General features: G+C 51.8%; 15 protein-coding genes. 8 read left to right on the plus strand and 7 right to left on the minus strand.

The window, feature by feature from the left end:
- Positions 1-72: 72 nt before the first annotated feature.
- Positions 73-4,545: a serine/threonine protein kinase gene (locus SH449x_RS19780; RefSeq protein WP_482377805.1), complete on the plus strand. Its 4,473-nt coding sequence runs from the start codon at positions 73-75 to the stop codon at positions 4,543-4,545.
- Positions 4,546-4,705: 160 nt separating this feature from the next.
- Positions 4,706-6,142 (plus strand): transposase, encoded by a 1,437-nt coding sequence (locus SH449x_RS19785; protein WP_482377806.1) that lies wholly within the window; start codon positions 4,706-4,708, stop codon positions 6,140-6,142.
- A 538-nt stretch (positions 6,143-6,680) separates the two neighbouring features.
- On the opposite strand, the gene zwf is transcribed toward SH449x_RS19785, so the two are convergent.
- A complete protein-coding gene (gene zwf, locus SH449x_RS19790) occupies positions 6,681-8,129 on the minus strand; it encodes a glucose-6-phosphate dehydrogenase (protein ID WP_482377807.1) in 1,449 nt (482 codons plus the stop codon).
- 11 nt (positions 8,130-8,140) lie between these two features.
- Positions 8,141-10,618 carry a hypothetical protein gene (locus SH449x_RS19795; protein ID WP_482377808.1) on the minus strand — a complete coding sequence of 826 codons (2,478 nt, stop codon included), beginning with the start codon at positions 10,616-10,618 and terminating at the stop codon, positions 8,141-8,143.
- A 236-nt stretch (positions 10,619-10,854) separates the two neighbouring features.
- Between SH449x_RS19795 and topA the strand changes: the two genes are divergently transcribed.
- Entirely contained in the window at positions 10,855-13,596 is a 2,742-nt protein-coding gene (gene topA / locus SH449x_RS19800) for a type I DNA topoisomerase (RefSeq protein ID WP_482381842.1), read from the plus strand.
- A gap of 224 nt (positions 13,597-13,820) precedes the next feature.
- On the opposite strand, the gene SH449x_RS19805 is transcribed toward topA, so the two are convergent.
- From SH449x_RS19805 to SH449x_RS19825, 5 genes are all read right to left on the minus strand, one after another.
- Positions 13,821-14,150, minus strand: coding sequence for a hypothetical protein (locus tag SH449x_RS19805; RefSeq protein ID WP_482377809.1), 330 nt, complete (start codon positions 14,148-14,150; stop codon positions 13,821-13,823).
- 503 nt (positions 14,151-14,653) lie between these two features.
- Positions 14,654-16,897 (minus strand): esterase/lipase family protein, encoded by a 2,244-nt coding sequence (locus tag SH449x_RS19810; protein ID WP_482377810.1) that lies wholly within the window; start codon positions 16,895-16,897, stop codon positions 14,654-14,656.
- A gap of 183 nt (positions 16,898-17,080) precedes the next feature.
- Complete coding sequence (locus SH449x_RS19815) at positions 17,081-17,539, minus strand: ExbD/TolR family protein (RefSeq protein WP_482377811.1); 459 nt, start codon at positions 17,537-17,539, stop codon at positions 17,081-17,083.
- Complete coding sequence (locus tag SH449x_RS19820) at positions 17,536-17,958, minus strand: ExbD/TolR family protein (protein WP_482377812.1); 423 nt, start codon at positions 17,956-17,958, stop codon at positions 17,536-17,538. Before SH449x_RS19820 ends, SH449x_RS19815 begins: the two co-directional genes overlap by 4 nt.
- Position 17,959: 1 nt before the next feature.
- Complete coding sequence (locus SH449x_RS19825; RefSeq protein ID WP_482377813.1) at positions 17,960-19,153, minus strand: LptF/LptG family permease; 1,194 nt, start codon at positions 19,151-19,153, stop codon at positions 17,960-17,962.
- A gap of 777 nt (positions 19,154-19,930) precedes the next feature.
- On the opposite strand from SH449x_RS19825, the gene SH449x_RS19830 reads away from it, so the two are divergent.
- The 5 genes from SH449x_RS19830 to SH449x_RS19850 are packed head-to-tail and all read left to right on the plus strand — an operon-like array spanning position 19,931 to position 24,559.
- The gene (locus SH449x_RS19830) at positions 19,931-21,271 is read left to right on the plus strand and encodes a hypothetical protein (RefSeq protein ID WP_482377814.1); all 1,341 of its coding nucleotides are present in this window, start codon (positions 19,931-19,933) and stop codon (positions 21,269-21,271) included.
- A 10-nt stretch (positions 21,272-21,281) separates the two neighbouring features.
- Positions 21,282-21,956 (plus strand): FliH/SctL family protein, encoded by a 675-nt coding sequence (locus SH449x_RS19835; protein ID WP_482377815.1) that lies wholly within the window; start codon positions 21,282-21,284, stop codon positions 21,954-21,956.
- The gene (locus SH449x_RS19840; RefSeq protein WP_482377816.1) at positions 21,956-23,368 is read left to right on the plus strand and encodes a FliI/YscN family ATPase; all 1,413 of its coding nucleotides are present in this window, start codon (positions 21,956-21,958) and stop codon (positions 23,366-23,368) included. The genes SH449x_RS19835 and SH449x_RS19840 overlap by 1 nt, the downstream gene beginning before the upstream one ends.
- A 26-nt stretch (positions 23,369-23,394) precedes the next feature.
- Positions 23,395-23,874: a flagellar export protein FliJ gene (locus SH449x_RS19845; RefSeq protein WP_482377817.1), complete on the plus strand. Its 480-nt coding sequence runs from the start codon at positions 23,395-23,397 to the stop codon at positions 23,872-23,874.
- A 31-nt stretch (positions 23,875-23,905) separates the two neighbouring features.
- The gene (locus SH449x_RS19850) at positions 23,906-24,559 is read left to right on the plus strand and encodes a hypothetical protein (protein ID WP_482377818.1); all 654 of its coding nucleotides are present in this window, start codon (positions 23,906-23,908) and stop codon (positions 24,557-24,559) included.
- Positions 24,560-24,576 lie beyond the last annotated feature (17 nt).

The following is a 24,576-nucleotide window of genomic DNA, read 5'->3' on the forward strand; positions in this document are numbered from 1 at the left end:
TGCTGTCACACACGTTTCGATTTCATTATTGTCGGATTTTCCTGTTAACATAGAGCATCTGAGGAAAGAAAAATGACAGAGAAACGTTGCCCACCCGCTGAACAAATCAAAGCCTATCTGGCAGGACTGCTCGAACCAGAGGGCTACGACGCTCTCTCCCAACACCTTCTCGATTGCCAAGATTGCGAGCAAACCATCATTTCCCTCGAAGCGGAACCCGATACGCTGGTCGAGATTCTCAAGCAGCCTCATGCCGCAAATCTGCCCGAGATCCATCTCTCCGCCTCGTTGCCTCAACCTCAGCCTCAATCACCGGAGGATTCGGCATCTGCCCACCCTCGAAACGGTCTTCCCAAACAACTCGGCCAATACGAACTGCTCTCTTTGCTCGGAAGCGGCGGAATGGGAGCCGTTTACCTGGCTCGCCATCAAAGCCTTGATAAGCAAGTCGCGTTGAAGCTGCTCCCTGCACTTCCCTCCCAAAACGCCGAGTTCGTAGCCCGCTTTCAACGAGAGATGCGAGCCGCTGGCAAGCTCGACGCACCGGCAATCGTTCGAACCACGGACGCTGGCCAGCAAGACGGTATTCATTACATGGTGATGGATGTGATCGACGGTCTCAATTTGAGTCATATCGCGAAAGCAGAGGGTAAACTCGCGATCGGTGACGCTTGCGAACTCATCAAGCAAGCTGCCATCGGCCTCGCCCATGCGCATGAGAAAGGAATCGTGCACCGCGATGTGAAACCCTCGAACTTGATGCTCGATGGCCAAGGTCAAGTCCGCATTCTCGACTTTGGGCTCGCTCAGATGAGCTTTTGGGAATCGGGAACCGCCGAGATCACCACGGTGGGACAGTTGATGGGAACCCTCGACTACATGGCGCCCGAACAAGCGGAACTGGGCGGAGCGGTCGATTACCGCGCGGATTTGTACTCCCTCGGAGCCACGTTGTTCCGATTGCTTACGGGGCGAGCCCCACTCGCTGCGGCCCCCAATCTGACACCTCTCGAAAAACTACGGTTGCTGGCCACGCACAAACCTCCTCGCTTGCGATCATTGCGCCCCGATGCACCGAATGAGCTAGGGGATATCGTGGATGGGATGCTGTCACGAGAGCCCTCGCAACGGCCAGCCAGTGCCATTCATGCAGCAGAGTTATTGGAACCCTATACAGTCGACGCGGATCTCGTGAGCCTGCTTCAGCGAGCGAAAGACAATCCGATTCAAGAGGATTCTGCATTTGCCTGGAGTCCCCTGTGGCACCAGGATCATTCTGGGAACCCGTCGAGCCCTCAGAGCGAAACGAAAGCCGGCCGATCGCGATTCGGTGGGTGGGGGAAATGGATCGCGGCAGCATGTTTCGGTGGTTTAGTTTTCGGAGGGATTCTTTTTATTCTTGAAACTAGCAGAGGGCAATTGGTCATCGATTCCGAAGCGAACGTCCAAGTCCGCTTGGTGAGCGTCGACGATTCTGGGAGCAAGACCGATATCGACGATTTGCAAATTATGCCGGGCACCAAGGCAACTCGATTGCGAAGTGGAAAGTACGAGATCATTCTCGAGGGGGCTAGCGATTCGTTTGTGGTTCACAACGGATCGTTTTCGATTCGAAACGGCGAGGTGGTGGTCGCGACGGTAACGAAGAAAGATTCTGCGGCTGCAGGCGACAAGCCAACGGTGGAAGCTGTCCCTCCCTCTCCATCCGATCCTCGTCTCGATGGGATCGTCTATGAGGGAAAGTCTTTGCGAAAGTTGCTAGAAACAATTCGTTACGAACGCAGTATCTCGGAACTGGAGAAAGCCATATCCGCATTTGATGGGATTGCTGACCCTTCTGTCGATGATTTAGTCTCTCCTCCCATGACAGATCTAATGCTAAGAGAACCCACGCTTTTCAGCTATTCCGCCTATATGCTTTATCGGTGTAATCCTGATCGATTTGTAGAACGTCTGGCTGACGCTCTTGATAGCAATCCTGAAATTGTCGAGACGTCTGACATTCTACGTTCATTACCAACAGCGATATATTTTCCTCGTTCCATGGTCAAACAGCCATTCGAAAGGCTTTATCCGTATTTAGAACGATCTATTCAATCTACAGACCCATACCAACGGCTTAGTGTAGCCTTTCAATTACGAGATCTGGTTTACGACTCGGGGCAAAACATAGTTCCGAAGGAATTTCAAGCGAAGATCCTTAGCATTTTAAGTAATTCTGAAGGACTAAACAACGAGAGTTTTTGGTTTCGCGTGGCAAACCCGTTGGGTGAGACATTTAGCTCCCCCACTCCCTTTGGCGAATTGCTCGTGAGCGAAGTAACGCAACGTGCTCTCGCGACTCTCTCTGCGTCCGAGTTTTCGAAAGAAGAGGTTGCGTTGGCGCTTTTGATCTTGAGAAAGATGATCGAAGACGGACACAGCCTTTCTGCCGAACAAACATTGACGCTTGCTGATAGCATTACTCCTCTACTCCGGATTTCAACCCAGACCCTTCCAGTCGTTGATGTCTACTCGTTTCCAAACAATTGTTTATTGCCCAAATGGATTGAGGGAGTCCTATCCGCTTCCGATATCGTCGCTCATACTAAATTGGACGGACAGAAACAAAGGAATGTTCGCGTTGATCACACGATTTTAACGCTCAATTTGATCGACTCCGCCAAGATGCAAGAGCAGATGAAGCCCCAATTGACCAGATTGATGGAAGAACTTAATGCAACCCGACTCTTCGATCCAAGGCTCGGTAGCAAGGTTAAACAGAGAGCCGGCATGCGATGGGAAATGATTGCAGCCGACAATCCTGATGAAAATCAACTTCTTCAACTGCGGCAACTAGTTTATGGCCAGGTAGCTACCATGCTCGGTCAGGATAAAACAGAAATATTCGCTCGATTTGAAACCAAGCAAAAAGTGGATTTGGATTACGAGATTCAAAAGTGCGTCGAGCGCTTTCGATTTGGAGATTCAGGCTGGCTAGACGAATTGAAATCGCTCTACGAGAAAAATTCAGACTTGCAGATTTCTGAACTGCTCGAGGAAATACTAATCAAAAATGGAAACCGTGCCTATCTCGAGAGTGGACCCGGTTATTCCCATATCGAATTCCTGGCGAAAGTGACAGGCAATCAATTTCCTGCGAGTTTGGCGAGGGTCGCCAATGAGTTGAATTCCGATGCAAGGGAAGTCCTGTTTGATACGTTTAACTACTCGATTTCAACGGAGTTTCGTTGGGACGATCCTGCGTCGATGGAAGTGCTTCTGAAGTGGTCTGACGAGCAACTTATTCATCGGGACGATATCCTCTCGACTCCAGAATTACGAGCGCTGACTGATATGCTATTTTCCATCGTTTTGGCTAAACCCCACGTTACCCCGGAGTGTCAACAAATGGTTCTTGATAGGCTAGAGACCTATCGAGGCTTGACTGTCGAAAAATTCTGGTTGTTGGCTGCTGCCAATGAAGACTTCTTTCGTATAAAGCCCAATACGTCAGGACGAATTTTCAAGAATAATATACCTATGAGGTTAGCCATACTTCGCAAGGCAGTGTCTTTGCTAGCCGCAGAGGGAATGAGCGAGTCGCTTCGCTGTCACGCTTGGGCCGTAATCTCAAACTACGCTGAGTACACTAAGCAGTTGTCACCAAAGGACCGTGAGGAGTTGTCACAACTAATTCTCTCCACATTGACTAGGGCATCAAATAATCCCGACGACTGTTTCCGATTGGTACCGATCGATGAAGCATTCCGTAGATTTTCGCAAGCCTACTTTGGTCCCGCTAAAACAGGGACGGCTTCCCTGCGGCCAATGGGAAGAGCGGTGCAAGATTTGAAACAGGGAGACACGTCAAATCTCCTTGTTGATGCATACGCCAACGAACTGATGTTGGTTCTGGCCTTTCTTCTGAGACAAACCTCAGATGAAGACTATTCGTTATCGAAGGAGTTCAACGAGTTGATTCTGAGCCTTCATGAGTTCTGCGATCATCGTGGCATGGATGTCAATCATGGCGCGACATGGGTTGCAAACGAGCAAAGTCGTCGTCGCAATGACGCATTTTTTTTCAACAACGATGAAGAGACAAATCGAGCGGTAATCAGTCACCTCGTATACGTACAAACCGGAGTACTGCTAGGTAAGAACTTTGATGAGTTAGTCAATCGACCGACAGTGCTTTATCAGCAAGAAATGCAACGCAAAGCACGCTTCATCCAACCGGGTGATACCCTATCGATTCATTACAGGAGAGCCTCACGCGGGACAGTGCAGCCACCGGTTATCCAAGCGGGAACGCGCACGCCTGTTGTTGGATTTCCGTACGTCGTGGACCGTGAAGGGATGATTGACGTGCAGGATATAGGCAAAATCGACACGACCGATTGCGACCTGGACATGCTGAAAACGAAGATCGAGGAAAAGATTAGGGAGTTAAAGGGAACTGCTTTTGAAGTATCTCTTGTTAGCTTGTCCTTTCTGCTGCGGCACTACGAACCGCTCGAGCTGAGAAACGTCACCGGTGGGCAAACGAACGCCAAGCAATAAGGCGATCGAAAAAATCGTTTAACCGCATGGGCAACGCCCAACGCCGTAGCGGATTTTTTTTCTGGAAAAACTGGGGTTTTCTTGACAATGCATAGATGAGAAAAGCTGGACCCCCCCATTAATCAATCTGACAACACATCAGCTTGAAAGGAGTCCAGCTATGTCAATTGGTGTTCGAAAATCGTCAGTGGATCGCAGTTCTGCTTCTAACTCGACGGAAGAGGTTGGTCGCAATCAGACCGACCAAGTCAACCTACTTAAGGATAGTCTAGAATGGATTCTTGTACCAGAGATGTTCCAGGGCATGCAACGCCATGGAAATAGCCGCTGGAATCCTGTTCATTTTGTCGGACTGGTAGTGTTAGCTTCTGTATGTGAGGGAAAGCAATTGACCGAAGCATTTAAGAAAGCTAAGTCGGTCGCGTTAGATTTCTTTGGATCTTTGGCCATCCATACGTATCAAGGAATGATGCGAGCTCTTGTCAGTAATCACAAGGAATTAGTTTCAAGATTGTGGAGTCGACTACAGACACTCATGGAACAAACCGCACCAGCATGCTTTCGTATTGGTCGCTGGTGCCCACTGGCGGTAGATGGTTCACGATTCTCGACGCGTCGATCACGTGGCAATGAACACGCCTTTTCTGCCAAGAACTATGGTAAGGGGCGTGCTGCGAAGTCGCGTCAGCATTGGAAGAACAAGAACAAGCGAAGTAAGAAACTTGCCACACTTAAACCGCAAATTTGGCTTACGTTGATTTGGCATATGGGTCTTAAATTACCGTGGTGCTGGAAAAAAGGCGCATCCAATTCCAGTGAAAGACATCACATGATGGACATGCTGAAATCTATGAATTTCCCAGAAAATACACTGTTTTGCTGTGATGCGGGATTTGTTGGGTACGAGTTGTGGAGTGCGATCATCAATTCCGGCAATAGCTTCTTGCTCAGAGTTGGCGGTAATGTCCGACTGCTTAAAAAACTTGCGAAGATCAGTGGTAGAACGGACATGGTGTGGGTTTGGCCACGCGAGGCGATGAAACGCAATCAGCCAGCTATCGCGTTGCGTTTGATCACCATCCATGATGGTCGAGGTACCATGTACTTGGTGACTAACGTTTTAAACGAACGACAGTTGTCTATGAAAATGATTCGACAGCTATATCCACTTCGTTGGGGGATTGAACTGCACTTCCGAGCCACGAAGCAAACCTTCGAACGAGGAACGCTCCGAAGTCTCAATTCCGACAACTGTCTGGTGGAACTAGACTGGTCACTCATCGCATTAACGATGGTTCAGTTGATTGCCATTCGCGAGCAAGTGAAGCTAGACATTCCTCCGGAACACACAAGTATAGCTCGAGCACTTAAAGCAGTGCGTTTCGCATTGTTCACAAGACACTCGAAATCAGCGAGCCTCACTCCGTTCAACGACGAACTGAGCAACGCCGTATTGGATGGTTACATTCGTAAGGGATCAAAACAGGGACGCTACCGACCCAACAAGAAGAAAAAACCAAGCGCGACGAAACCGGTCCTCACCTACGCAACAACGGAGCAAAAACACAGATATGCAGAGCTCAGCCAAGCAGCCTAAAAATCCGCTACGGCGTTGGGCAACGCCCTGCGATGAGGCTTCCAGGGGCGGTCCATGACAAAACTCCCAATGATAGTCATCTGAGCAATGCGGAGCGTTCCGGGTTAGAACGCTTTAGCGCAGCCCGTTGGGCATGCGGTTAAACGACGGGCAACGCCCTGCGTTGGGGCTTCAAAGGGCGGTCTATAACAACAGTCTCAGTGGATGGGTACCTGACCGGCGCGGAGCGTACCGGGTTAGAACGCTTTAACGCAGCCCGTTGGGCATGCGGTTAAACGATGGGCAACGCCCTGCGTTGGGGCTTCAAAGGGCGGTCTATAACAACAGTCTCAGTGGATGGGTACCTGAGCGGCGCGGAGCGTACCGGGTTAGAAAGCTTTAACGCAGCCCGTTGGGCATGCGGTTAAACGATTTGGATCGCCCTGCGTTGAGGCTCGCTTTGCTGCGGTGCTGGCCGAATCGGAGCAAGCCGAGCGGGATTGCGTGTTGGATAGTGAGATTACCGGCTAAGCTGATGGGCGATTGATTCGTTGACGCCCTATATGATTGGACAAACGTCAAACCAAGCTCGCCCTTGTTCGTGCATCCATTCGGCACTTTGCACCGGGCCCCATAATCCGGCTTCATAGGGGTGTAAGGTCGGCGCAGCGGGGCTCTTCCATGCTGCAATAATGGGGTCGATTATCCTCCAAGCTTGTTCGACTTCGTCACTCCGGGCGAAAAGACCTGGATCGCCTAGCAACGCATCCAACAACAATCGCTGATAGGCGTCAGGCAGTTCTTTGCCGCTAGAATCAAAACGGAAATCAAGCTCGCTCAATCGAAGCTTCATGTCGGAGTCTGGCACTTTGGACTGAAAGTGCAATTGCATGCCTTCAGCAGGTTGGATCTGAATCACCAAGCGATTGGCATCGGGTCTACAGGATTTCTCATTTCCAAATAGCATATGAGGCGGTTCGCGAAACTGAATCACGATTTGCGTGGTGCGACACGACATACCTTTGCCGCTCCGCAGATAAAACGGAACCCCTCTCCATCTCCAGTTGTCCAAATAGAACTTGAGGGCCGCAAAGGTCTCCGTTTGGCTATCGTCGGGAATTCCCTCTTCGTCTTGATACCCAAAGTATTGTCCGCGAACTCCGTTCTGCGCAAAGTCGCTACCCTTGTAGGGTCGGATGGCTTGAAGAACCTTGACCTTTTCGTCCCGGACAAACTCGCCCGTGTAACGTACGGGAGCTTCCATGGCAGTCATCATCATCAATTGGAAGATGTGGTTCTGAAACATGTCTCGCAAAATGCCCGACTTGTCATAGTACCCACCGCGACGCCCTACCTTGACCTCTTCAGCGACTGTGATCTGAACGTGATCGATGTAGTTCCTATTCCACAACGGTTCGAATATTGTGTTGCTAAACCGCAGCGCGAGCATGTTTTGCACGGTCTCTTTGCCGAGGTAATGATCAATGCGATAGATCTGATCCTCTCGGAACGTTTGATGAATCTCTACATTGAGCCTTTGGGCCGATTGCAGATCGGTCCCGAAGGGCTTTTCGATAACGACACGACGTGCACCGCGATCATCAACATTCAAGCCCGCTTTGCCGAGTTGCGAAATCGCATGTGCGTATAGCTGGGGCATCGTCGAAAGATAGTAGACACGATCGGTCTCTAATCCCGATTCCACCTCGTTAAGGAATTGTGCGAGCTGGTGAAAGTCCCGTTCGTTTTCAATATCGCCTGCATGATAGAAGACTTGCTCCGCAAACCCTTGCCAAGCGTTGTGATCAAAGTCCTCTTTGACATACTTTTCTGTCGTCTGAGCAAGCTGTTCTCGCCACTGTTCCGACGTAAAAGGACTACGCGATACGCCGACGATTCGCGTCGGCTTGGGCAATCTACCTCGACAATACTGGCGATAAAGTGCGGGGATGAGCTTTCGGCTAGTTAGATCGCCGGAAGCTCCAAAAATCACCATGGTATGAGACATTGTTTTACCGTTTAGTAGAGGCGAAAACCAAGGCGTTTCTCAATGGAATCAAAAAGCGAGGTTCTTGCTTGCTGGATGTTGCGTACCTCCAGACTATCTACGTTCTGGTTTGGATTCTGCATGAACGTGTTTAATAGCACTTCGGTAGAAGGATAAAGTTCAATAACCTTAACCACGTAAAACACTGATCGTCTTCGATCAGGAACGGCGACCGCTTGTCCCGGCTTGGTAGAGAATACCCCGTCCATGAATTGACCGTCCACAGGCTGCAACGGATCGACGCGGCTAATCCCGTCCCCTTGATATTGAGGACTTAATCGCATCAGCATCGGGTGCAAACGATCCATTGCAGTGAACGGAACGGGTTCTACAACAAGCTTCTTTTCTTCGTCGGTCGTCAGTGCATCTTCGAGCGATCCGGTGCTCGCACGAGTAGCTAGCTCCTTCGCTTTGCTCTCGGCGAGCTTGATGGCTTGTTGAAGCTTCCAGACCTCCGTCACTTGCTCACGTGCTGCTTCAAAGGATGGCACAACCGGCCCCTCGACCTTTGTCTTCCAGAATGCAAAACGATTCCCTCCAGGAGCATCCGATGCGGAGGTAAGGGGTACAAACTCAGCACCGGGGCCTTGAGTTGCGTTGATATACAAGGAGACAGGGATGGGCTGCCCTCGCATGCCTTGGCTGACAGATGATTGGCCAATGGGAGTCAATTGAACGGTGTCGGAATCGACCAATCCCGTGGTGCCGTAGTCGAGCCCTAGTTCGTCTGCGAGTTTCTTCAAGTCCGGTCGAACGGGCATTTCGAACCCTCGGAGCCGCTCCTCTTGCGCTCGTTGATATCCCTCTAGATCGTTGTTGTAGAGAGTCATAACATCGATCACTTCTTGCATTTTTTCATCGATAATGCTGAGCGCCTTGGGAGTAGCCAATTCGCGAGCAAGCTCGTCTCTAACTTCATCAAAAGTCTTGGTTCGCATAGGAACAGCGACCGCTTCGGCTTCTTTCTCTTCTGTTTGTGGGACATCGGCATCGCCGATCTGCAAGCCTTGCTCGACTTGCGTGCCCTGCTCAACAGGGGTCGAAACCGCTTCCTGTTCGAGGCTGGCCTCTCCTTGAGTTGCATTCCCTGAGGCAGCCTCTGCGGTAACCTCTTGAACGGTCGCAACAGGGGGGGCGTCGGTAGCAGTTGTGGCGGATTCCTGGCGAAGCGGGTTTCCCAGTTCCGTTTGTGTATCACCTTCTTGATAGGAGACCAAACGCACGGCGTTGTCGCGTACTGGGGATTGTCGTACTGGCGCACGGGATTGCTTGTCTTCTCCGCCGTTTCCGTCCCCTCCTGTGACAGGTGGTTCGGTTGCTGGCGGTTCGGTTGCCGGCGGTTCGGTTGCTGGTGGATCGACGGTGGGGGGGGGAGCGACTGACTCGGTAGCGGGAGGCGTTTCTACTAGTGGTTCCGTAGCCTGGGTAGTGGCTTCTGAGATGGGTTCGTTGGTGGTAGCTGGTTCGGTAGCTGGTGTTTGTGGTAGCTCGATTGGCTCTTGGTATTGCTTTTCAGCGACACGCTTTTCATATGCGGCACGTAATACTTCTTCTGAAATTTTAGCCATTTCCGCTTGGACGACTGCCTCGGTGTCGATGGTCACGAACTCGATGTCCGCTTTCGGGGCCGTCATGAATGCGGGGGCTGATTCGAGCAGATTGGCATTCCGAATGATTTCCTTACCTTCGGCGTATAGATCCTTTAGCTCTTTATCCGTGGGTGATACGGTAACTCCGTCCAAGAAATCTTTGACGTAGACCGGATAGGCCTGGATCTTTGCTGTCCGATTTAATTGTAGGAACTCACGCCAACTTCTCGAGGGAGACAGCAATATGGGCTCCGCAATCAGCCGGGAATCTCTCAGGTCCTGGAACACCAGACCAGCATTTGTGAGACGCAGCATATGCTGATAAGCGAGCTCATCCTTCATGATCCGGTTAAACATCGACATCGACATTCGTCGGTCGGTCGAGCGCTTCATAAGGGTGACGATCGTTTCTCCACTCAATTTCCCGTTTACAAATTTTTCTAAAAAAACTTTTACGGAATTATCGTCGAACTGAATACCAAGGTTCTCGGCCTCGGTTATCAGCATTCTTCGGAATGCAGCAGATCTGAGATCCAAGCCTGGCGTGATCCCGAGACTCTGCATGTCGGGCCGAAAATCCGGAACTTGGGGTATTCCACCCTTTTGGATCACCTCTCTGGCCAATTCGCTCAAAAAGCGATTGGCAACTTGCAGGTCTAATTCATCTTTTTGTGCCTGTTCATAGCGAATTGCCCCACCTCGCCAGGAGGCGATCACCGGATTGGGGCCTCCCCCGCCGCCGGATCGCCCCTGCATACTCTCGAACATTGGTGCGATAACAAAGGCAAACATGGCCAGGAGGACAGCCGCGGCCATCAAAATGCGTTGGTTCTTTCGAAAAATTTCAAACGGACTTGCCATACCGGGGTATATCCTACTGGTCGCTACGAAAAATCGATTATCCCTAAAGGAATCTTGGGTTGATGGATTGTAGGGTTTCCAGGTTCTGATGCAATTGCACCCACGGCAAATGAGCCGGGGGGGCTTGACAAGTGCTACGAACTCAGGCCAAAACCCCTTTTGTAGGGGCTGACAAACGCTACGTCACTCGTCAGCTATATTCTTTGTTTGAAACCACAACAATAGCATCGTTAAGTATGGGCGAGAAGAAATCCCTGGTCATCGTCGAGTCTCCAGCCAAAGCAAAGACGATTGCGAAATATCTGGGTAGTGGTTTCCAGGTCGAGGCGTCCATCGGTCACATCCGAGATCTCCCCGGCGGGGCGAAAGAGGTCCCCGCTGAATATAAAGGTAAACCCTGGGCCTCCCTAGGCGTCAACGTCGACGAAGGCTTTGAGCCCCTCTATGTGATCCCCTCGGACAAGAAAAAACACATAACTTTTCTGAAATCCGCACTGAAAGATGCGAAAGATCTCTACCTGGCGACGGACGAAGACCGCGAGGGAGAGGCTATTTCGTGGCACCTGAAAGAAGTGCTGAAGCCGAAAGTCCCGGTTCACCGCATGGTGTTCCATGAAATCACCAAAGAAGCGATTCAGACCGCGCTGCAGTCGACTCGCGCCATCGATGATGGCCTGGTTAAAGCCCAGGAAACCAGACGGATTCTGGACCGTCTTTATGGCTACGACGTTTCTCCGCTACTGTGGAAAAAAGTTCGCCCCGGACTGTCGGCAGGTCGTGTCCAAAGCGTTGCCGTACGCTTGATTGTTCAGCGAGAACGGGAGCGAATTGCGTTTCGATCCGCCACCTATTTCGACCTCGAAGCCATGCTTAGGACCAATCAAGGGGAGTCATTCGTCGCGACTTTGGTCAGCGTCAACGAACGCAAGATCCCTGCAGGCAAGGATTTCGATCCCGCAACGGGGCGGCTCAAGGACGAGCGGATGCTCCTCCTCGACGAAGCCCAAGCGACCTCGCTCAGAGATCGACTCCAAAAAGCTAGCTTTCAAGTTCTCAGTGTTGAGGTAAAGCCGTACACCGAGCGTCCCAAGGCCCCCTTCACCACGAGCACCATGCAGCAGGAAGCCAACCGTAAACTCGGCCTTACTGCCAAGGATACGATGCGGCTCGCCCAAAGCCTCTACGAAAACGGTTACATCACCTACATGCGTACCGACTCGACGACCTTGTCTAAAGAAGCAGTCAACGCTGCACGGGATCTGGTGCGATCGCAATACGGAGAGGCGTTCCTCTACGCTTCGGAACGCACCTACGCCACCAAAGTCAAAAACGCTCAGGAAGCTCACGAGGCGATTCGCCCTGCCGGTCATCCGTTCAAATTACCGGAAGCTCTACGTGGTGAACTCAGCTACGACCAATTCCGCTTGTTCGATCTGATCTGGAAACGCACGATCGCCTCGCAAATGGCCGACGCACGAAAGCGAAGAGTCGTGGCAACAATCCAAGCAGATGATGCCATTTTTCAAGCCACTGGAACCACGATCGAGTTCGAGGGCTTTCTGCGTGCCTACGTCGAGGGGAGCGATGACCCCGCTGCGGAGTTAGCCGAAAAAGAACGCTTGTTGCCAGCCATGAAGTCGGACGATCAACTCGATCTCAAGCAATTGGACTTCTTGTCACACACCACCCAACCGCCAGCGCGATTTACCGAAGCCTCACTTACCCAGGGACTCGAAGAGCGAGGCATTGGGCGACCTAGTACATACGCATCGATTATCGATACGATTCTTCGGCGCGACTACGTGTTCAAAAAGGGTAACGCATTGGTCCCGAGCTGGACTGCGTTTGCGGTGATTCGTTTGATGGAGGAGCATTTCGCATCGCTGGTCGACTATCAATTCACCGCTGAGATGGAAGATTACCTCGATCAAATCAGCCGGAATGAGCGTGAGAACTTGGCCTATCTGCAAGAGTTCTACTTTGGCAATGACGCGGTCGAAGAGAATTTGGCACCAGGTGGTGTCGGATTAAAGCCATTGTTGGAGCAAAAGGTAGCTGAGATCGATCCTCGGATCGCATGTTCTTATCCTTTGATTGATACCGATAAAACGGTCGCGACACGTACTGATCCTATCATGGTTCGCGTGGGGCGTTACGGCCCTTATATCGAGCGTGGAGAGCAACGCGCCAGCATTCCCGACAGCATGGCACCTGACGAGCTGACGGTTGCTGTGGCAGAGGAGCTGCTGCAAAAGCAACAGATTAGCGAAGAGCCACTCGGTTATCATCCAGAGAATCAAAAGCCCATTTACATCAAGCAAGGTCGCTTTGGTCCGTATGTCCAGATGGGCTTGCCTGACGACGAAGAGAAGAAGAACGCTTCCCTTCTTCGGGGCATGGCTCCCGAGTCGCTCGATTTGGCGACTGCGGTGCAGTTGCTTTCTCTGCCGAGAACGCTCGGGGTTCATCCGGAATCGGGAGAGCCTATCGTTGCCACGCAAGGCCGCTTCGGTCCGTTCCTTAAGCACGGAACCGAATCGAGATCGCTCCCACCGGAGGTTAGTTTGCTAACCGTCTCTTTAGAAGAGGCGATTACGATCCTGGCCCAACCCAAAGCGGCAGGCAGAGGTCGAGGCGTTGCAGCAGCACCATTAAAAACGTTCGAGGAATCGCCGGTAACGGGCAAGAAGATCGAACTGCGAGATGGCCGGTACGGCTTGTATGTCACCGATGGTGAAACCAATGCATCGCTGCCGAAGGATGCGAGTGGTGAGGACTTGACGATGGAGCAAGCGCTCGAATTGCTCGCTGCTCGCGCGGCAGCTGGACCTTCGAAGAAAAAGAAGGCAAAGGCGGCTAAGAAGGCAACCAAAAAGGCCACGAAAGCAGCCAAGAAGTCTGCTCCGAAAAAGACCGCGACCAAAAAGGCTGCCGCGAAAAAGAAGACAGCGAAAAAGACGGACGCCGATGAGGAGTGATCCGGCTTGACTACGCCAAGCACCGTCTTCGGTGCATCACATCGTTTAACCGCGTGCCCAACGGGCCGCGCTGGAGCGTTCTAACCCGGACGGCATTGCGCTGTTCAGGTGACTTTCACTGGGAGTGTTGTTACCGGCTGCTCCTGAAAGCGTTAACGCAGGGTGATGCCCATGCGGTTAAACGACTCAGGATGTCGGTGCAATAGCTTGCTTGTAGTTTTGAGTTACTCTGGAGGTCGCGTCAGCGGGAACATGCGATCGAATCGATGCCCACCATGGAAGATCCCAATACAGACACCTGCTGCTAGGCCCAACGCACCCATGATCCACCACTCTTTTGCATGGGGAGAACGAAGGAATTCATCCCAAAAGATAACGATTCCTAGCATGCTCGCTAGAAAATACATACCACATGCCCACCAGCAAATCGGTTCGCCAAATACCTGCTTACGAACATCACCTCTGGCGATCAAGAAATGAATCAGTTTTGCTACCGCAAACAACCCTATAGTGACAAAAGCGATATCTGCGATCACCGAAAATAGACTGCTCATAGTTTCCAATCGACGGCAATTTAAAGTAGGTCTGAACAGTAATTAAAGCCAAAAATCGAGCGAGTTAATCTCTAGTCATTATCATTTTCAGGACTGTCTGAAGCTGCGAGAGCGTTAGCAAAATCTCGCCGTTAGTTTCTGCGTATCAAGTCGTTTTGTGTTTACATCATCACAAGGAATAATGGAATTGTGCAGATTTGTTCTTGAGAGTCAACGATTTTGCTTGTTGTGGGGTAAGCCAGAATCGAAATGATCGGCTCGTAGAGAGTGTTTACTGCCCGAAGCTGTCCGTCTTCAAAAGCAAGAGGAAGAAAAAACGCGGAGGCGCAGAGTTTGGAGCCGATAGCGACCTTTGCGCTCTCCGCGACTCTGCGTTTTAATCACTTGCTTAAGATACCTATGGCATTTTACTAAGGCCAGCAGCACCTACCGTCCTTTACGTGGGGGACTAACGCATTATCGCCGTATGGTTGCACCGACTGGCTCTTTTTGACGGGCCGATATCACCGCGGGATGGGGCTCGTGGCTTCGCCAAGGCTTTGGTCTGAGACTGACCAGAAGAGACGTTGACTCGGCAGCGGTTGAGCGGGCGGAAAAGTCGGTGCTCGTACGTTAGGGGCGTGGTTGAGAAGCTGCGAATGTGCCCAGTTCTGAGATTGTGGAATATCAGTAGATCCAACGATAGGGACTATATTGCTGGCAACCGAAACTCGATTCCCTCGAGGTAACTTAAGAATGGATGTTAAATGCGGATACTGACTCAACTCCCTGAGGTGACTGACCAAGATACGTCGGACCTCGAGAATGGCGCGTGGTTGGCGGTGAATGTCTTGGTGCTTGGATTCGACCATGATTTCACTTTCCACATCCGGCATCATGGCACTCTCCACCGTAACCAAACCATCGCTAGGTACGGGCTCGCCAAACCAACTTGATTTGGAAACGACTCCGATAATGTTGTGATAGTGAACCCAAGGGGCGCGCGGCGAGCGAAGCATGGCTGGAAAGATCGGTGACTCGGGACTGAGCGAATCGATGCTCGTCGTGGTCGTTAAGAGTTCCGTGCTAATAAAGACGCCCGGGTTTTGCCTAACAACAGAATTGGCAATATCCGTGATGCTATTAGGAAGCTTGATAAGCTTTCGACCGAGCCATCGAGTGGTATTGTTGGCATATTCGCTACCACGGTGTGGTGTTCCAATCGTAACAACACGCTTGATCGATGGATTGGGGCGAAAGAACAAAACATTCTGCAGCCTTTGGATCTCAGCTTCATCACCCTTCACCTCTTCAAAGGGCTTGTCGCTAAGTGCCGACCATAATTCGTTACCACTGTCGATAGTCTGCATTCGCGAAAGCAGGCCCCCCATACTGTGTCCTACCATGACAATGTTGTCCATGACAGGATACCTGTTGTTGGGATCGAGGGTCTGTTTCAATTGATGAAGATCGCTTCGTAGCTGCGTAGCGCTGACCCAAAAGGGTTGTCCTGTTGGATATTGATAGAACCAGAATTGGTAATTCTTTCTCAGCTCGTCAAAGGACCTGAGATCATTGAACATAGGCATCCATGTCATGGGGCTAGACCACAGTCCGTGAACCATGAGAACTGGGACTCGATTGGGATCAAAGGGTTCCAGCATATAGATACCCCGGAGTTTGTCGGTTTTGCTCGGATCTAGTAGCCCAAGCGTGCTGTTTGTTTGCTCACGAAACTTGGGGTTGTCGAGGAAGTAGGCCAGAGGGGTACTGAGATCGGTTTGCAAAGGAACTAATCGCGAGTTCAAGTTGATATCGGTAGAGTCGAGCGGATCATAAAGCTCCAGCACGCAGGGGTAGCGATGATTGCTCCCCCCACCAGTGAGAACGGTTGCGTCTGTAACGCGCACAAGGGCCGTCACTGGAAACGACAACCCCTCGGGGTAATATCTCTCGGTCGGATTAGCACCCGAGTGTGGTTTACGAACGGCGATCATGGGGACACCAATCCCGTAGGTTACATTGTTCGCCTCGAGACCTTGGACCTTGTAGTCACTGCAAAATTTGAGCTCGTGGAAATCCTCGTCTTGCCATGCTCCGCGAGCGATGACGTCGACATCATAGTCTTGTTTCGCGGTATGAATCCTGTAGACCCGACCCGGCCGAAAATCGCCTTGTGTGCTGAGAAGTCTCAGAAGTGCTTCGAGCGAAACGTTGTAGACATCACAGGCCCCACGGAACTGCGGGTCGTAGGGGTTTCTTGAGATGTCGAGGTCAGGGCAGAAGAGATAAAGATAGGCGTTGGTGACGGCGATGTTGTAAGCATCCAGAGCTTCTCCTCGCTTGCCCGACGTTTCCGCTCGACGACCTATGATATAAGCCAGTTCCGAGGTGGCATAAATCTTCTCGGCACCTTTTTCGTCGATCGCGATTTCCTGCAGTTTGGTTAGGCACTCCGCGGGATTCTTCGTTGACAAATCGGCTAACGCGTAGTGCCGGAGCAGAGTCATCGTTCGCGGGGTAACCTGAGGACCTGACCTAGAGGTTAACTGGAGCGTGTCGGTTAACGGATTGGACGGGATGGGCCTGACCAAGGCATACTTCGGTGCGGCACAACCGATCGTTATGCAAAAAAATGCGACCAGGACGAATAGCCAGCCCGCACCATGATTGCGAGATCGACCATAGCATCTCATACCAGCCACCGCTCTCGCAGTGACTCGTTCGATCGGCTCGATCGAGGCAAAAGATGAAAAGGGATCTGGCATCGGGATTCATATGGCAAAGTAGAAACGATCAGCAAACTGGGTAGTACAGAAAAACAGCACATAGAAGCAACAGCAGTTGCGATGCTAGCATTGCAGCAGAGGCGGCCTAGCCTGACGAAAGTTAAGTGGTCCGTTGGGGCGAGTGAGTTGTCGACCGCAAAGTTTGCCCGTGAGTTTTCTGCCTTACTTGGCGACTAGGAACACAGCCAGGGAACCGCGACGGCGAACGAGGTCGTAAACTCGTAGTGCCTCGCCTGCTTGAACGTCTCGATCTGGATCGATGATGATGGGGACGTCGTTTCGGACCTTGATCAGGGCTTCGACACGATCGATCAATTGCTCAACGGAGGAGATGTCTTGGTTTTGCAGCTTGTACGCAACCCCGCCCGCTTCGGACGTATTGATTTTGATGACTACATCATTGAAGTCGCTCATGGTCGGAGGAGGAGGTTCGTCAGAATTGGAGCCGGCCGCACTAAGATCCGGAGGGGTGGCGGCAGCACTCGGCAACTGTTTTTCTAGCTTTTGAAATGATGATGTTGTCAAAAAGAAGATGAGCAATAGAAACACGACATCGATCATGGGAGTCATCATCGAATCGACGTTGGGGCGTTCCGAAGAGTGGCCGTATACCGTTCTCATCGAGAATCCTCATCGTAAACGGCGAAGACAACATCGTTGTTTCCCAGAACGCTGCAAATCTTGAGCAGCGCACCGATCGCGTCATAGGGAGCCTTTCGATCCGTGCGAATCCGAACGCGAACAAAGCGTTTCTCTTCTGTGTTCTTTTCCTGCAAAGCTCTGCGTACTTGATCCAAAACATAATCCTGAGCACCCAGGCGATACTCTCCCGCCTCCGTAACTTGGACCGTGAAAATAGATCGCTCTGGGACCTCCACCAAGCCCGTCGTTGCCACGGGGAGAGCAAGCGGTAGGAAATTCTCTTGTTTCGCTAGGTGGCTACTCACCAAAAAAAATATGATCAGCAGAAAGGTCACATCAATCATGGGGGTCATGCTGATGCTTACCCGTTTTGTTCCTCGGTAAGTTGGAACCTTCATGTTAACGCTTCTCGACTCGACGCATGAGCCACGCCCCAATCGCGACAAGAACGGCGTTCGCGAGCCACATGCTGGCTGGGGGCCAGGCACCCTTCTTGCACATCTCTAGTGACAAACCGAGAATCGGATAGTAGATCAATAGGATTGGGATAAAGCATAGGCCAAACGTCCACCAATAGTCAGCGTTCTTGAGAAGGATTGCCATGGGAACACCCATCCAAACGAATGCCAAACATCCAAAACCGAGTGCCCAGCGTCGCATCGGTTCTGATTTCAAGCGAGCCATCTTTACCTCGTTGGCCCGCAATTCGGATTTGGTTTCTTGCAGTTGTGGAGCTTGCAAAGAAACATAACGCCCAGTTCCGAGATGAAAGGACATTTCCGTTGCCAGGTGTTCTCTCCGCCTTTCGTTGAGCTCCACCAGTCGTTTTAGTTCCTCAGGAATCTCCATCATAGAGTAAGTCGACGGGCTCGTGTCGATGCCACTGCTCTTCGAGGCTTGGATGAGTGGTAATTCGAACGTTTCGGCAAAGGTGTGCCATTTACGTCCCGTACCGAGTTCGAACATTGCGTCCACCAACTCAATCGTGAGAATATCGCGATTAGGATCGACCGATATTTTGGCACGCTCTGCATGGATTGTCGACAACTGGTTCGAGGCAGAGGAAAACATCCAGATCGTAGGTTTGAGCAGCCAACGGTCTTCGATATCCTGGACGTGGATAACCAGCCCTTTCTCGGAATTGTAGTGTTTCTGGGATTCGAGTCGCTTGTACATGACCTGTTCCAAGCTTCGAAGTCCGACTTGCTGAATCCCTTTCCTGGCCCACGAGAACCCTTGATCCTGAACCCATACAGCAGGAAAGCTAATCAGTAGTCCCACGACCCAAATGGGCCGAAAAACTCTCATGGGGGATACGCCGGCAGACTTGATGGCAACAATCTCGTTTTCAGCCGAGATCCTGCCGTAGATGCAGCAAACCGCGAAAAGAAGGGTCGCCGGCAAACAAAACTGCAGGGCCATGATCAGGATGTAGGGGAGCAGTTTGACGATCGATAGATAAGAGATCCCTTGGCCCACCATTTCCTTGCCGATCAGAATCAGGCTGATCAATGTGGTCATGACGGTCAAAGCGACCGCGAAGACTTTCATGACGTCGCACAAGACGTATCGAGTAAATTTGCCGGGAATCATCTAGAGAGCTTAGCAATTCCCGCTTCGGAAACCGACCCCAGTTTTGGAGAGGTGGCCGGTTGTTACAGAGCGATTGGGGTTGGCAATTACCAGTACAGGTTACCCATGCTGAAACTAGAAAAACAAAAACACCGCAGTCGTGTCAAAACCTGCCGAAGGTCCTCTCCCTCCTCCAGCAACTCCCGAAACAACTGCGGTGTAATGTTTGTAAAAGGACAAGCTATCAACACTCACACACACACGGTCGACATCCATCCCTTATGCTTGCAAATAGTTGCATGTTCCGTGCCGTGGGGGAAATGCTTTCAAGACGGCTTAATTCCAAGATCGTTCTGGAGTCGTTAATGGCTATTTGGACGCCACAGAAAGGCACTTCAGCCACGCTTATGGCCTATAAATTCTTTTTGTTTTGCGGCCAGTTGCTCACCGGCCTAAGAGGCAGGTCATTCCGTGGAAGATTGTTGCTTGCAAACGAGGCTAGCTGTTTTGGTGGTTGCCTGATTATTGGGCAGGTTGTTTTTTGGCAGACGACGTGGTCCGCATCTGCCTGGCCTCACGAAACATTGGAATCCCGTCAGGGACGGGCGGGGGTACATCCCAAGGAATGATGTCCCAAGGAATGATGAAGGGCGTGGAGCACGAACACGCTCTTCGTTTCTCAGAGAGTGCAGAGTGCCACCAGGACCGCAGTTCGATCTGGACTCCAGCGGATGCATTTTGTAAGAACCAGGGGTAGTTTGCCTCTGTCCACCATGTTATCCAGGTTCTTCAAGCTTCATGTCCTCCGTCGACCAACGAATCCGCCAAGTCGCCATAGTCATGCAGTCGCTTGATTCGTCGACCGCGAAGAGCCTTCTCTCTCAGCTTCCGCCTGATCTGGCCAAGTCGGTCAAGCAGATGATGACCAAACTCGGGACGGTACCGAGCCGCGAGCGATCTCTCGCATTTGAAAGTTTAGAGGGACTGCTCGGTGCCATGATGGGAGAGGAAGAAGCAGAGCTGGCACCGGCGGAATCCCCCGCCTCGGCCGTGCTCGCCAATTCCCGCTCATCAGTAGACCGTGTCGAGCTTAGCTCCGCCGGTTCGCCCCACTCGCAACAGCACTTATCGCACGCGGGGGATTCCCAACAAAAGAACGAAGCCGAAACTCCGTGGTTGTCCTGGGATCCGGCAACGCTAGCGACCTATCTGGCCAATGAACGTCCTGCTGTTATCGCGACGGTCATCAACCAATTTTCCCCCGAGCGAGCCAAGTCACTTTTAGATCATTTGCCTATTCAGGTTGCCAGTTCCACTCTGGTCGCACTGCCCCATTTAGCCTTGTCGGACCCAACCATTCTCCATGACATATTGGCCGAGGTAGACCGGAAGCTTCCTAAATCCCAGCCTGTTCTCAAGACCGTTACCGTTGCTGGCATTTCCAAGCTGGAAGCCATTATCGCGCAATTCGGTGAAACACAACGCGTGGCATGGCTCGAATCGATCGCGACTGAGAACCAAGAGGTCGCCATGCAGCTTGGATGGATGCCAAAGCAGGTACCGAAGCCCAGCACAAATCCCAACCTGAGGATCCCGTCCATGTCGGAATCCTCTCCCGTTCCCTCGGTCGCTCCCATCCCAAAAGATGGCCCAGGGACAAATGAAATGGCATCGCCCCTGGAGAACGAACAGACTTCTCTGGGGTCACCGCGAGCTCCGGTCATGGGCCAGCCCTCTTCGGCCGAAGTGGATATCTTCGAGGAGACGGTTGCTATTCCGATCGAACGTTATCGGACAGCGATCGTCACTCCCACCGTGACCGATGCCGATAGGATCTCCAAGCAGATTGAGCGGATTCGGTCTCTTGCCTTGAACGATCTGGTCACCTTGCTTCATTCCAGCGATCGCAATGACGTCATCACGATGCTCAAAGGGGCGGACGAGTCGACTCGAAAGCGCGCCGAACAAATCGTTGCACCGCAAGATCTAAAGCGATTTCTGCAATTGCTAAAAGGACCGACTCCTAGTTCTGACGAGGTCCTAAAGTCGGTTGAGTCCATTGTGAAGCAACTCGACAAACTTATCGCTTCGGGCAGGATCGCACCGCTCGCTACCTCGTCCATTTTCGTTGCAGCTTAAGGAATAATCTATGGCCGTGGTATTCAAATCAAGAGCCGTGATTCCAGGTGCTAACACGACGCAGGCGGAGGTTTTCAATTGGGAGGATGTTACCACCCGCGCGAAAGAGTACCTCGACACGGTCCGGCAACAAGCGCAGCAGTTGCTCCAAGAAAGCCAAGCGGAATGCGATCGCATTCGAAACCAAGCTAAGCAAGAGGGACTGTCGGGTAGCCAATCTCAAATTCAGGCTATGGCACAACAAAAAGCCCAGGAGATCGCGGCCGATACTCTGCGTCAAACGACCGATGGTGTTCAGCATTTTTGTGAAGAGTTAGAAGCCGCTACAACGCAGTGGCTCCGCCAATGGCAGCATGAGACGATCACGCTCGCCATTGCTATTGCTGAGAAAATTCTCGTTCGTCAAATGGAAACTGATGCAACCATCCTTCTCGATTGGATTCAAGATTCGGTCAGAATGGTCTCCGGGCAAAGAAACATTACACTCCGATTGCACCCAGAAGATGCAGAGCGACTGTCGGATACCCTGACCCAAATGATTGAAGCCTGTGGTCCCAATGGACAGATCAAGGTTACTGAGGATATCGAGGTCGGTCGGTTTGGCGTCATCCTGCAAACCGATGATACGACCATCGATCGGACTATGAAAACTCAACTCCGAAGATTGATGGAGGAGCTGCAGTAATGCGAGACTCCTTTCCACCACTTATCGATCGTAAACACTGGAGCCAAACAATACGACGCGTTGTTCCTTTTGGTGTGACGGGCAAAGTGCGGAGTATTCGCGGTACGACCATTGTCGTCGATGGATTGCCTGTCCCGGTCGGGGCCTTGGTCCACGTGCATCGACGTCAGCAAGAATCGATGCAAGCCGAGGTGATTGGGTTCGACAACGGCAAGACTCTTCTTGCTCCGCTCGACAACTGGGATGGCGTTAGCCCGGGTGACCGCGTCGAGCTTTCACAAACCTATCGTTCCGTCACGGTCAGCCCGAACATTATCGGGCGAGTCTTGGATGCAACTGGTCAACCGATGGACGATCTCGGCCCGCTCGGGTTCGGTCGCAAGATGCCTTGTGATGCACCGCCTGTTCCCGCTTTACAACGGCCGCCAATCGATAAAATTCTGCCAACCCAAGTCCGCGCGATTGACATGTTCTTGACGTTGGGCTGCGGGCAGCGGATGGGGATCTTTGCAGGCTCGGGGGTTGGGAAGAGTACGATCCTGGGGATGTTGGCACGAGGAACGCAGGCCGATCATGTGGTCATCGCCTTGATCGGAGAGCGGGGCCGCGAAGTCCGCGAGTTTCTCGATCGCGATCTTGGTGAAGAAGGCCGTGCCAAAAGTGTTACCGTAGTTGCGACCAGCGATCAACCAGCACCAAAACGTATCTTGGCCGCCAAGACGGCAACTGCCATCGCGGAGTCTCTGAGAGATGAAGGCAAAAACGTATTGCTCCTCATGGATTCCGTTACTCGCTTCGCGATGGCGCAGCGTGAAGTCGGTTTAGCAGCCGGCGAGGTACCGACCACACGAGGATACCCACCGAGCGTGTTTGCTATGTTGCCGCAGTTAGTGGAGCGGTCCGGTATCAGCCAACGAGGCAGCATTACCGCCTTGTACACCGTTCTGGTCGAGGGGGATGACACCAACGAGCCGATCAGCGATACCCTGCGTGGTTTGCTGGACGGTCACATTCATCTTTCGCGAAGTATAGCTGCCAGAGGACGCTATCCGGCCATCGACATCTTACCCAGTTTGAGTCGTCTCCAATCCCACTTGATTACTCCAGAGCATCGGGCCGCCGCAGATCAGATTCGTTCTCTGATGGCCATTTACAAAGAGAATGAAGATCTCATCAACATCGGTGCCTACACGCGAGGAAGCAATGCTCAGATCGACCGAGCCATCCAGATGAGAACGCTCATCGAAACCTATTTGGCCCAGGGACAACGCGAGCTTGTCTCTTGGGAACAGTCCCTCGCTGGCCTGTTGGCATTGGCGACACAGGCCGCTCAACAGCCGGCACCACCGGCTGCAAACGGAGCCAGCGCTGTTGCCCCTCAAACCTCCCCGCCTTTGGGGCGAGCCGCTTAGTAACCGCCTTTCAGGAATGAAGAATCATGGCAAAGTTTCGATTAGCGACGTTACTACGCCTTAGGGAGCGAGAGCGAGATAACGCGTCGAAAGACGTTCAAGATGCCGTGCGTGCCATCGAGAAGATCGAGGTCGCCAAGCAGGATTTATTGGTACAAAACGAACAGATGAACGCGATTCGCAAGCAATCAAGTCATGGCAACGTGGAAATGAGGCAATTGCTGGACGCCCAAAGATTCCAAATGCTAATTTTGGGTCAGGTGCAACAATTGGATCAAACTTTGGGAGAGTTGAACCAAGAATTGCAACGCCGGGAGCTCAGACTGCTTCGATGCCAGCAGAACGTCAAGTCTCTCGAAAAGCTCAAAGAACATCGTCAAATCGAGGAAGAGATGCTGCTCTGGAGCAAACAACAAGAGCGGACCGACGAGTGGGCCAGTGTTCGGTTTGCGGCCACCATTCAATCCGATGATTCTTGCCAGCCCAATGAGACAGGGCCGACCTAGAGCCTAAACGTTCATCCGAAAAGGGGAGTTGATGATGCAAAAAATATTGCAAGCATTCCTGTGGCTATGTACCGCACTGCTGCTGGGTCAGTTCGCCATTTTGACGATGGCCTCTGCAAAGGGGCACTTCAACAAGGACACGGTAACCTACATCGTTGCTTTGCTTAGTGGTATTGATATCAAAAGCCAGCGGATTGGGGCTGCGATTCGCGACGCCAAGGCGGCCCCGGTCCCCACCGAAGAGCAAGTCCTGGAGGCCAATAGTAAACTGTCGTTGGACACAGACAATAAGATGGCTAGCTTAATTAGGTTGGAACGGGATCTTCAAGAACGCGCTCGAATGTTGGACAAAGAGAAGGAGCGTTTGGATGGGCTAGTAGCCGAGTACAAGCGAGCCGTCAAGGAGAATGAAGAGACTACGGAATCAGAAAGCCTTCGAAAGGTTTCTGAGATTATTCAGGCGTTGGATCCCTCAGAAGCGAAAGTTCAGCTAACAAAGATGCTCGAAAGAGACAAGAAAGACGATGTTATCTCGATCTTGACCGGCATGGATGCCGAAAAACAAAAGAAGATCCTGGCAGAATTTACCGATGACAAAGACCGCGAGGATCTGGCTAAGATTCTTGAAGAAATTCGAGCTCGTGGTAGTACGCTTCCCGTTCCGGCCCCGGCTTCTGGACCATAAATGTCCTCGTGAAGCTG

The organism is Brakhagea baltica (genome assembly GCF_052161605.1).
Classification (GTDB): Bacteria; Planctomycetota; Planctomycetia; order Pirellulales; family Pirellulaceae; genus JBKCUI01.

Bases quoted from the DNA above. Each gene is read 5' to 3' on its own strand.
- SH449x_RS19810 (WP_482377810.1), bottom strand. From the start codon at position 16,897: ATGCCAGATCCCTTTTCATCTTTTGCCTCGATCGAGCCGATCGAACGA.
- zwf (WP_482377807.1), bottom strand. From the start codon at position 8,129: ATGTCTCATACCATGGTGATTTTTGGAGCTTCCGGCGATCTAACTAGC.
- SH449x_RS19835 (WP_482377815.1), top strand. From the start codon at position 21,282: ATGGCCGTGGTATTCAAATCAAGAGCCGTGATTCCAGGTGCTAACACG.
- SH449x_RS19820 (WP_482377812.1), bottom strand. From the start codon at position 17,958: ATGAAGGTTCCAACTTACCGAGGAACAAAACGGGTAAGCATCAGCATG.
- SH449x_RS19850 (WP_482377818.1), top strand. From the start codon at position 23,906: ATGATGCAAAAAATATTGCAAGCATTCCTGTGGCTATGTACCGCACTG.
- SH449x_RS19795 (WP_482377808.1), bottom strand. From the start codon at position 10,618: ATGGCAAGTCCGTTTGAAATTTTTCGAAAGAACCAACGCATTTTGATG.
- SH449x_RS19830 (WP_482377814.1), top strand. From the start codon at position 19,931: ATGTCCTCCGTCGACCAACGAATCCGCCAAGTCGCCATAGTCATGCAG.
- SH449x_RS19785 (WP_482377806.1), top strand. From the start codon at position 4,706: ATGTCAATTGGTGTTCGAAAATCGTCAGTGGATCGCAGTTCTGCTTCT.
- SH449x_RS19815 (WP_482377811.1), bottom strand. From the start codon at position 17,539: ATGAGAACGGTATACGGCCACTCTTCGGAACGCCCCAACGTCGATTCG.
- SH449x_RS19805 (WP_482377809.1), bottom strand. From the start codon at position 14,150: ATGAGCAGTCTATTTTCGGTGATCGCAGATATCGCTTTTGTCACTATA.
- SH449x_RS19780 (WP_482377805.1), top strand. From the start codon at position 73: ATGACAGAGAAACGTTGCCCACCCGCTGAACAAATCAAAGCCTATCTG.
- SH449x_RS19840 (WP_482377816.1), top strand. From the start codon at position 21,956: ATGCGAGACTCCTTTCCACCACTTATCGATCGTAAACACTGGAGCCAA.
- SH449x_RS19845 (WP_482377817.1), top strand. From the start codon at position 23,395: ATGGCAAAGTTTCGATTAGCGACGTTACTACGCCTTAGGGAGCGAGAG.
- topA (WP_482381842.1), top strand. From the start codon at position 10,855: ATGGGCGAGAAGAAATCCCTGGTCATCGTCGAGTCTCCAGCCAAAGCA.
- SH449x_RS19825 (WP_482377813.1), bottom strand. From the start codon at position 19,153: ATGATTCCCGGCAAATTTACTCGATACGTCTTGTGCGACGTCATGAAA.